Origin of the sequence: Enterobacter cloacae complex sp. IR5402 (genome assembly GCF_049238125.1) — a bacterium.
GTDB lineage: Bacteria > Pseudomonadota > Gammaproteobacteria > Enterobacterales > Enterobacteriaceae > Enterobacter > Enterobacter hormaechei_C.
Genome location: NZ_JBMKHO010000021.1, coordinates 44,398 through 55,126 on the forward strand (window position 1 = coordinate 44,398; position 10,729 = coordinate 55,126).

A 10,729-nucleotide genomic window follows, 5' to 3' on the forward strand; every position below is an offset into this window, starting at 1 on the left:
AATCTTTAAATATCAATGAAATGGCTTTGTAATATCTTTTTACGCTGGTGCGACCACTGAGGAAACTTTACAATCCGCGGCAGTTAACGAAGAGGATTTTGACGTGGAAAGGTTTGATGCCGTAGTTATTGGCGCCGGTGCGGCGGGTATGTTTTGTGCGGCGATGGCCGGACAAGCGGGTCGTCGCGTGCTGCTGCTGGATAACGGAAAAAAGCCTGGCCGCAAGATCCTGATGTCTGGCGGTGGGCGCTGCAACTTTACTAATCTTTATGTCGAGCCTGCGGCCTATTTGAGCCAGAACCGCCATTTTTGCAAATCTGCGCTGGCGCGCTATACCCAGTGGGATTTTATCGAACTGGTGGGTAAACACGGTATCGCGTGGCATGAGAAGACGCTGGGACAGCTGTTCTGCGACGACTCCGCGCAACAAATCGTTGATATGCTGGTGGCCGAGTGCGAGAAAGGCGGCGTAGTAATGCGCCTGCGCACCGAAGTGCTGGACGTCGCCCGTGACGAGCAGGGCTACACGCTGCAACTCAACGGTGAGACCGTCAGCGCCGATAACCTGGTGATCGCCAGCGGCGGCCTCTCGATGCCGGGGCTGGGCGCCTCACCGTTCGGCTATAAAATTGCCGAGCAGTTTGGCCTGAAGATACTGCCCACCCGCGCCGGGCTGGTACCGTTCACGCTGCATAAGCCGCTGCTGGAGCAGCTTCAGACACTCTCCGGCGTGTCTGTACCGTCGGTCATTACGGCCGAAGACGGCACGGTGTTCCGCGAAAACCTGCTCTTTACCCATCGTGGACTCTCGGGGCCGGCGGTATTGCAGATCTCCAGCTACTGGCAGCCGGGGGAGTTTGTCTCCGTAAACCTAGTGCCGGACTGCGATCTGGACGCCTTCCTCAACGAGCAACGCGCCGCGCACCCGAATCAAAGCCTGAAAAATACCCTGGCGATGCAGTTGCCGAAGCGTCTCGTGGAGTGCTTGCAGGTGTTAGGGCAAATTCCGGATGTTGCGCTCAAGCAGCTCAACAGCCGTGAGCAGGAAACGCTGGTGGAGACGCTGACGAACTGGCGCTTACAGCCAAACGGCACCGAAGGCTACCGCACGGCGGAAGTGACGCTGGGCGGCGTGGATACAAACGAACTCTCATCCCGCACGATGGAAGCCCGCAACGTGCCGGGTCTTTATTTCATTGGTGAAGTGATGGACGTGACCGGCTGGCTCGGCGGGTATAACTTCCAGTGGGCGTGGGCCAGTGCCTGGGCATGCGCGCAAGCGCTGGCTGATGTCCGAGGACAATAAAGTTGTACACAAAGCACTAAAGTTGTAACCATTCTCAAAAAACGACGCTAATGTTGTATACTTACTGAATGTGTGGTTATAGGTTGGAGACTATAAAATGCACATATAGGTACGTATCAATGTCGTTTTTAGGGTACGATCATGGCTAGGGGTAGGCGTCTCAAATCCTATTTGGATTATGAAAATGCGCTAGGTGACGGCATAGGAGTGGGCTATGGCCAAAGTTATCAGCCCTGGCTTAGAGCTCAGGACGTTAAATCCCGTGGAAACCGTTCGATAGTCTTTGGCCTTAAGACGTTTCGAAACCATCATCTCCTTTCTTCTGTCGAAAGTAACTTTTTCTATCTGGCTGAGTTTAATGACTCGGTGATTGATATCCGGGAACAATTCCCACTCTTTCCTCTCCGGCTTACCCAACAAATAGCAAATCATCTACATTTTCAACATCCTATGGTGAGGGGAGTAAGAGGAGTACCTGTCGAAGTTCTGAATGTTATGACAACCGATTTTTTACTGACCTTGAGAACTCCTGAAGGCGGACTTCGATACAAAGCTATAGCAGTAAAACATAACGAGAGCATACCTGAACGCGAAGCCCAAAAACTTGAAATAGAGAGGATGTTTTGGCAGTTGATTGATGTTGAGTTTCAAATTTATGTTGGCTCGGAACTCAATAACGTCGTCGGTAAAAACATTTGCTGGGCTACTTCTGTATTAAGAGATGGTTCTGAATTTTATGATAAATATCCTCTTGATAAAATCCTATGGAAGCTTAAACCAGATGTTTATCCCATAGTAGGACTACGTGCAATGATTTCATCAATCTTTGGGGTAGACGCACAAGAAGCGATGATGTTATTGCAGGCAATGATTGGATTAAAAATGATAAATGTTGATTTATCATATCCAATACTCGAAACCGGTCTGATAAAGATAATTTCCAATGACCACTATATAGGACTGAACGCAAATGGATATTATTAGGAATTCAGTCTGGCTCTCTCAAGGCACTGATTTGCTTGCAGAGGGACTTTACCGTGTTTTGGATTTTGACAGAAAGGTCGATTTGTTAATTTTGTTTAAAATAAAATCAGAAAGAACGGGTAAGCCAATCCCTTTCTCATTTTCAATGTTTAAATATTATATTGAATCAAATAGCATAACTTGTAAAGATTATATATATCCTTCATATATGTTAGTAGATGAGAAAGAATTAACAGATAAAGACAGAGGAAGGCGAGATGAAAATTACAATATCATTAAAGATCTTGTAGATGACAGAATGTTTCTGTTCGACTATGCATTACATAAAAAGTCGCACCTTTTAATGGATTACTCAAGAAATAAAAAAATATCACAATATACTATCAGAACGCTTCTGGCGTTGTATTGGCGACATGGGCAGGATATTTATGCATTGCTACCCGCATTCTCGAACTGTGGCGCCGCTGGGAAAAGTAGAATCAAACATGAAATTAAACTTGGGAATTCCAAAAAAAACAGAGCATTACCTAATGAACGATCACGTGTTTTCATTCTTAATGAAAGAGATATAAATAATATTAGAAAATCTCTCATTACGTATCATTATAAAGTTAACGGAGATACGATAAAGAAAACATTAGAGAGACATATTGATTTGTATTTTAGGGATGAAATTAAAACAGCAAACCTAGAAAATAGAGCTCCATATGTTCCTTCTTTAAAACAATTTTCATACTGGAATAAAAAACTCTTCACTAAAGATTTCTCGATAAATAAGAAGAACACGAAAAAAGAAATAGACCTCAAAATGCGGGCGCTTTTAGGTAGTGTGGCTAATACAACTGTTTTGCCGGGTGATGTTTTCGAAATAGACTCAACTGTCGCTGATGTACATCTTATTTCGAGTTTAAACAGACGAAAAGTCATTGGGCGTCCTACTATTTATACAGTGGTGGATCGTGCAACAAGAATGATTGTTGGCCTTCATGTTTCTTTATACCATGCTTCATGGCGAGCCGCCCGACAAGCGTTAGCAAATTGCTTTATGCCAAAAAAAGAATATTGTAGATTATTTGGAATCTCTATTACTGATGATGATTGGCCTTGTTCTCACATTCCATTAACATTGATGTGTGACAACGGGGAGATGATTGGTCTTAAACCTCAGGAAGAGATGACCCCCCTGACAAAACTTGAGTTTGCGCCAGTCGGTAGAGGCGACAGAAAAAGCATTGTTGAACGCTGTTTCGGCATTCTGAATGATGAGGTTATTCATAGGCTTATTGGAACAACACGAAGGGGAAAGATTGTTAAAGGAGAGCCAACACCGCAATCCAGGGCTTGTTTAACGATTCAGGAGGTCACGTCTTTACTGATTCGGGAGATACTTGCACATAATCAGAGAACGTATGAGGAACTGGCTTATATCAATCCCTTACTGATTGAAAATGATCTCGTAATATCACCAAAAAATAGTTGGATGATAAGCTTAAAGCACGGGAGATTCAGCGCAAGAGCCGTTGGGGCCGACGAAGTGATCGCACGATTGTTAATCCCTGTGAACGCTAACATTACCGCCGGTGGGATTCAGTACAATAATCTTTTTTATGAATGTGATCCTGAAATTGCATCAGGTGTCAGAGTATTTGGAAGAACCACTTGTGAAGCAAGAATAGATGACAATTGCGTAGATTATATATATGTAAGATTTGACAAAAATAGCATTTTCAAAAAACATTACCTACTTAAGAAAAGAGATGTATTTAAAGGGAAAGCTCATCTTGATACAGATGTAATGGCTGATTGGGTAGATACTCAAAAAGAAATTAATTTATTTACTCTGGATTCGCTCAGCAATATCAATAATAAAGATGAATTTAACAGGAAAGGTAACGAAAGATTAAATGAAATATACGAATCTCGCCGGGTACATGGTAAAGATATTAAAAAGAACAGGAAAAATGAACTTGATTCATTAGGGCGAACTCATGTTGCTAATGGAAGATCTGAACCCCTACTTCCTTCATCCAGTAATGTTCTGCTTTTGCCTGGCCGGGAGGAGAAACAAAGATGGTTAAAAGGTAAGAAGAAGACTGAGGACGCAGAATAATGAATCTTATACGGCGCGTTTCAGCGATATATAAAGAACAGGAGTTACCTGAGTATCGTGGCAATCCCTTAATTGAAGCACTTCCTGAAGCGCTTACGGAAGATGAAGTACTTCTGGAAATGAGTTATTTCCCCGAAATTGACGAAAAAATCCGCTGGACTGCCCCGGCGAATGTTAGAGAGCAGTATGTCGAACGTATAAAGAAATTCCGTTGCCCTCAAACCAATCTTATCCAGGCTTATAAGATGATCTTACGGGCACTTAGGGAAAGCTATGCAGCTCGTAATCCTTTAAAAAGCGGAACAATTCAATATCTTCATTACTATGGAAATGAGCGTCCTGATATTGAGCCAGAAAGTGGATATTTTAAATCCCAGGCTGAAACTATTACGATAGTTGGAATGAGTGGTTCTGGAAAAACTACCATGATTGAGCAAGTCATGGATCATTTCCCTCAGATTATAGAACACAGCAGCTATAAAGGAGTTTTTCCCGGCTTCAGTAAGCAAATTGTATGGGTAAAGATTAATTGTCCATACAATTCAAGTGTGAGAGACCTTTGTGAAGAGATTTTACAAAAATTAGATGATGCAATTGGTATTGAACGAACTACACCTGAGATTAGAAATGGTGCTCTGGCTCGCCAGATTGCACAAAGAATTAAATCATCATTTTTGGGTATCCTTGTTATTGATGAAATGCAGAGGCTTAAATTTTCAAGAACCGGGGGTGAGAGTAAGTTGATTGATTTTTTACATGAAATTGTAGATTCCATGGGGGTATCTATGGTTTTTTGTGGAAATCATCCTTTTGACGAGACGCTGACAAAGAAAATGAGAATTGCCAGGCGGGCAGAGTCTGGTGGTTACATGAAAATTAAGAATGTTAGATACGATTCACAAGACTGGCAATCGTTTATTCATTATTTATGGCCATTACAATGGACAAATGTTGAAACTCCATTAAATGATGAGTTAAACGAAAAATTATTCATTTTATCTAAAGGCAATATTGGATTGGCTCAGATGATTTATCGGGGGGCACAATTAAAGGTTATCGGTAGCGGCAATGAAATCATCACTGGCGCAGTCTTGTCGGCCTCTGTACCGGTACTCGTGAGTCATACGGAGGAATATAAGGATACTCCACTCCCGGGGGCCGCGACTGAAGATGAGGAAGCTAAATGGCTCTCTGCATCTAATGAGGGTGATGCTTCGGCTAAAATCATGGCAGAGAAGTCCCTAAAGTCTTTGATCCCTGGGGATATAGACAGGCCACAGCACAAGGAATTCGTAGGAAAAATAGACGAGGTTTTGCGCAATTTCGACGAGAAAATACTGTCTCTTGACCACGATCTTGTTATCAACAGAACAGCTGAAAAGAAAAATACCTACGATGCTCTTCAGCGTTGCGGGCTTATAAATATAGATCCACTTAATAAATTGTAATGAGGTAACAGTTCGTAACGGTCAAAGAGAGGTGTGGGAAATGAGAATGTTGCCTGTTTTGCCTGATGAATCCTTGTTCAGCCGGTTTTGTCGGACAACTACCGTGTACGGTATGTCCCCATCTTCTCTGTTAACGATCATTTTCAACAAACCTGATATGAACGTCCATCCAATTCTCAATTCAGGATTAAAGGCTATTTCTCTTCATACATCCGAAAGTGCAGATCAGCTCTGGCATGAACAGACTTTACTCCCTCTTTTTGCCTGGGCACTACCAATCAGTCGTAATGAAATTATGGATTTCAACACGACCCCTGCCAGGCTTAATCGATTGTGCCGCCTTAGTAATTTTTCACTAGGGCAGCGCACACTATTGAAGTTTTGCCCGGTTTGCGCTCGTGAAGATACTTTTCATTATGGTGTTACTTATTGGCATCTGGCGCATCAGCTTCATGGGGTTACAACCTGCCATCGGCATCCGGTAGCGCTTGAAAGCATCCATGTCCCCTCTTCACCGCACATACGTATTGGACTGATGCCTCCTGTTTCGTATACAGAACAACTTAGCAATGAGATAGACTTCGATTTTGCTAAGTTTTGTTATGAGTCCCTAAATATAATCAGAAGAAAAGATATTACACACCCCAATTACATGGATGTACTTAAAAAGTTGAATTTATTATCATTGGATGGAAATTTAAAGAAAAATGTATTCTACGCACATGTTTATGCTAAGTGCCAGTTATTTGGGGAGGGTTCATCGGGACTTATACCAACATCCCTAACTGATTATCATTACTGGGAGCCTATACTCAAAGACAAATGTTGTCAGCATCCCACAAAGCATCTTTTGCTTTGTTATTGTTTGTTAAATACTTGCTGGCCAACGTATGCAGGAAGTCGTACTAATAAAAAGAAAGAAATCTTTAAAAGTCATAAGAAATACAGTTTTCATATAGTTGAAAATAATACTAGTGTTAGCAACCTTGGGAAGGAATTTAGTCGCAGCAGATGCTACATTAAAACACTTATTTATAAAAAATACCTGAGGGCGTTTAAGCGAAACACAAAAATTAATATATTCACTGAATTGCTTATCAAGTCTATGGCTGTAAGGGGGTTTAGTCTGGCATCCATAGCTGAGAAAAACTCATTATCGGAAGGAGCTGTATCCTCTGTAATTTCATCTTGTTACGGTTTATGCTCATGGCGTAAAAAATGTAAAAAAGATTCTTTAAGACGGCGTCATAAGCAGAAAATATTAAGATTTATACATAATCAATCCGTTTCTATAACACGAAAGTTAGTCAAAGAAAGTTGTTATGCAAGTTTCTATTGGCTAAATAAACATGAATGTGACTGGCTTAATTCCTGTCTTCCTAAAACAATACGATGCTATAAAAATAAAAGAGTAGACTGGAGCGAGAGAGATATTATCTCATCATCATTAATAAATGATGTTTTATCTCAGGGGCAGTACTCGATGTCACTTACAAGTCTAGATGCTTTACTGGGGGGCATGGCTGGCTTTTGAAATACAGAGATAAACTACCAATGACAATGATACTTCTCAGAAAAATGGAACTAATTAAATAAGAGGGAGTTATATGGTTTACGAAAATGAATTGTGGCACAGTTTTCTTCTGCGTTCACAGATAATGTATAACTTATCCAATTGCAGGAACATAATATCAAAGCATGGCGCACTAAGGTACGATGCCTTTCCTCGTTTCGAACTGATTGATATGTACAAATTGCATAGCTTGCAGGATATATATGACATTCTTGCCACTAGAAATGGTTATATACTAACTTCCAATATAGTGTCGTTATCTTCTGGTGTTTACGGGTATTTTAACGCTGTTGAAGATGCCTGTCGGAAAAATTTTCACATAACTAATTCATATCCATTGGTAAACATCTCAAACATTCGTTACTGTCACAAATGTATTGTTGAAGATATACACTCTAAAGGCATTGGTTATCTGCGTCATAGATGGTTGTTTGAATCTAAATGTGCAGTTCATAGTACCAGTTTATATGAGGTTTGTTTTGATAACTATTTGAATGCAGTGAAAGGACTTAGTGACTTAATTATAAGTGGAATAAATCCTCATGGTTATTGTTCCCTTGTGGTTGACGTTTCAAACCCTTTCAAAAATCCAGTGTATATATTACCATGTGCACGTAATAAAATTTTAAAATGGATTTCGGACAATAAAAATATGCTGATTTACTTTCTCTTTGATCTCTTCAAATGTAAGTCGCATTCAAGTTTATCTAAGGTTATCGAAGTCAAGATAATGCATGATAGATATATTTCTGCGGTGTTCAAGATGTTAAGTGAAGTTAATTTTTGTAATTTCAACTCATTTATTTCTGATATTTTTGAGGACGTAAGTTATGCCTCTATCGGACTTGATGATTATTCTGTTAATGTGCATTTTCTCAGGCTAAGGGCTGCAGATTGTAAATTTTGCCAGTTGAATGGTAAATATTTTTGCTCACTTTACAATGTAAAACTTCTTCGCTAATTTCACTTCATTTATAAAATACTAAGAAAGCTAGTTAGATAAGGTTTTATATTTTGACTGGGGCAGGAATAAATTATCACTCATAGAGTTTCCCTGGGGGTTACCACCTGTGTATGATGCCGGTTAGCAACAACGTCTAAAAGACCTGCGATCACGTGGGTCCCTCTCCAGCAAAGGGGCAAGGGGTGCTATATAACGGTGTACTGCTTACCCAATACGGCCTTGTATTTGAAAGATGCCGCATCTTGGCAGGATTCGTATTACAGCCTATAGTCTGTTAATGAGCATTACAGCCTATATGCTGTAAATCCCTGCGTTATGCTTGTTAACTCGTCGATACGGAAGGTCACTTATGAACACTCAATACGCTTTGAAGACTTTGAATCAGTTACGTCCTGTTTTAATCGGCTTTCGCAAAGCCAATGGACTGACGCAAAAAGATGTTTCTGAACGTTTGGGTATAACACAGCATACTTATGCCCGACTAGAGGCCAACCCTGCAAGTGCGGGTTTTGAGCGTTTGTTTAGGGTGTTCAGCGTCCTTGGAGTGGAGATCGTACTTTCATCCAGGGAACCATTGTCAGATGCAAAGCCCGAATACGGAGCTATGCACAATTATTCTTCACTTCCAGCCAGGCGGGAGAAATGGTGACGCCTGGCGCTTCCCGGTCTAATTTTTCTTCAACAAGATTAACCCCTTAGCGGCCTGAAGTATCAGGTTGCGATAGAGCCTTTCATTTCTTCTGTTATGTTAAATACACCATTTTGAGCTATTTCGCTCGGCCTTAAATTATCTCTTCATTCTTCAGTGAAAATTTTATGTCGATCACATTATCGATGAATTTAGGAAATAATCCGTAAATGAAAATCTATCTTCTTTTAAATTCATCAGTGTCAGTAGCAAATATTACGCATAAAAGAATGGTTATTATTATCATTTAAATTATAAAGCTCATGAGTCAATTCCAAAAAATATAATAAGCATTGAAATCATTACCCGTGATTCTGGAGTTTTAACTTTGCCATGTAACCAACCACAAGTTAGTTTCCGGTGTTTTGAGGGGCAGTAAAGTTCTGAAAGCGCGACCAGATCATAATCCCGAAATGTCGTTAAGATATTCTGAATAACGGTTATCCCTGCTTGTTGGCAGGCATTTGAAAATATATTTTGTATTCAGGTTGCAGCAAAACGCTTTCTTACACACAGGACTTCATATGCGGCTCAGAAAATTAAAACTGAAAAACTTCAGAGGCTACAGAAACTCTACTGAAATCATTATTGATGAAAGCATGACGGGTATTGTCGGTCGTAATGACTTTGGGAAATCAACGCTTCTGGAAGCGCTGGCTATTTTTTTTGAAACAGAAGGAATGAAGGCTGACAAGAATGACATGAACTGTTTCAGCCTAAGAGAAGGGGACGGCCGTTTTGAAATAGCCTGTGAATTTGATGACCTGCCCGATTTTATCATGATCGACGACAGGGTGCAGACCACGCTCGCCTCAGAACATCTGCTGAATGAGGACGGCAATTTTGAAATCGTCAAAACGTTTAAAGCAACGACCTCAGGAAAACCGGAGCAGACCTGCATCCGCTGCATCCACCCGGATGAGGAGCCCCTGAGAAATTTACTGGGCATGAAAATTTCTGAGCTCAAGGCGGTGGGAAAAGAAGTTGAAAAAAATGTGGCGGATAAACGCACTGCATCGTTATGGCGTCAGGCCATCAGGGAAGCCGCAGCCCCCTATACCTGTTCGGAAATTATGCTGGATGTCGATAAAGAGTTCGGAACCGACACAAAATCATTATGGGGTAAGATCCTCGATTTGCTGCCCACGTATGCGATTTTCAAAGCCGACAGGGAAAGCAGCGACGGGGATTCCGAAGCTAAAAACCCCTTACAGCAGGCCGTAAAAGACGCTCAGGCTGCGCTGCAGGACAAAATTACAGCGCTGGAAAATGAGATTCAGGACAGCGTCCTGGATGTCGCACAGAGAACGCTGGATAAATTACGTGAAATGGCCCCCGAACTCGCCAGTGAACTGACTCCACGATTTAAGGAGAAACCCAAGTGGACCTTCAATTTCATCCTGGACGGGGAAAATGGCATCCCCATCAATAAGCGCGGCAGCGGGATAAGGAGGCTTATCCTGTTGAATTTTTTTCGGGCTGAGGCTGAAAAGAATGTCGCGGGGACGCCCAGAAATGTGATTTATGCCATAGAGGAGCCTGAAACGTCACAGCATCCGAATGATGTAGCCCCCTGAAACACCGGACAGTAGCTGTATCTCCAGATAAGAGATAGGCTTGAATATATGTCTAACACTAACGCCAATTTTGAGATGA

At 41.5% G+C, this 10,729-nt stretch carries 6 protein-coding genes and 2 pseudogenes; all 8 read left to right on the forward strand.

From position 1 onward, the window contains the following. Positions 1-103: 103 nt before the first annotated feature. Complete coding sequence (locus ACOTXL_RS22185) at positions 104-1,306, forward strand: NAD(P)/FAD-dependent oxidoreductase (protein ID WP_086531983.1); 1,203 nt, start codon at positions 104-106, stop codon at positions 1,304-1,306. A gap of 141 nt (positions 1,307-1,447) precedes the next feature. Continuing rightward, the gene (locus tag ACOTXL_RS22190; RefSeq protein ID WP_000090707.1) at positions 1,448-2,290 is read left to right on the forward strand and encodes a TnsA endonuclease N-terminal domain-containing protein; all 843 of its coding nucleotides are present in this window, start codon (positions 1,448-1,450) and stop codon (positions 2,288-2,290) included. Next, positions 2,277-4,400 carry a transposase gene (locus ACOTXL_RS22195; protein ID WP_000351437.1) on the forward strand — a complete coding sequence of 708 codons (2,124 nt, stop codon included), beginning with the start codon at positions 2,277-2,279 and terminating at the stop codon, positions 4,398-4,400. Before ACOTXL_RS22190 ends, ACOTXL_RS22195 begins: the two co-directional genes overlap by 14 nt. Then, entirely contained in the window at positions 4,400-5,848 is a 1,449-nt protein-coding gene (locus ACOTXL_RS22200) for an ATP-binding protein (protein ID WP_001049180.1), read from the forward strand. Before ACOTXL_RS22195 ends, ACOTXL_RS22200 begins: the two co-directional genes overlap by 1 nt. A 40-nt stretch (positions 5,849-5,888) precedes the next feature. Then, positions 5,889-7,444: pseudogene (locus ACOTXL_RS22205) on the forward strand (TnsD family Tn7-like transposition protein). A gap of 11 nt (positions 7,445-7,455) precedes the next feature. Next, entirely contained in the window at positions 7,456-8,382 is a 927-nt protein-coding gene (locus ACOTXL_RS22210) for a hypothetical protein (protein WP_000262423.1), read from the forward strand. Positions 8,383-8,734: 352 nt separating this feature from the next. Then, positions 8,735-9,034 carry a helix-turn-helix domain-containing protein gene (locus ACOTXL_RS22215; RefSeq protein WP_045350957.1) on the forward strand — a complete coding sequence of 100 codons (300 nt, stop codon included), beginning with the start codon at positions 8,735-8,737 and terminating at the stop codon, positions 9,032-9,034. A gap of 563 nt (positions 9,035-9,597) precedes the next feature. Next, a pseudogene (locus tag ACOTXL_RS22220) lies at positions 9,598-10,635 on the forward strand (ATP-binding protein); the annotation flags it as partial. Between the last annotated feature and the right edge of the window lie 94 nt (positions 10,636-10,729).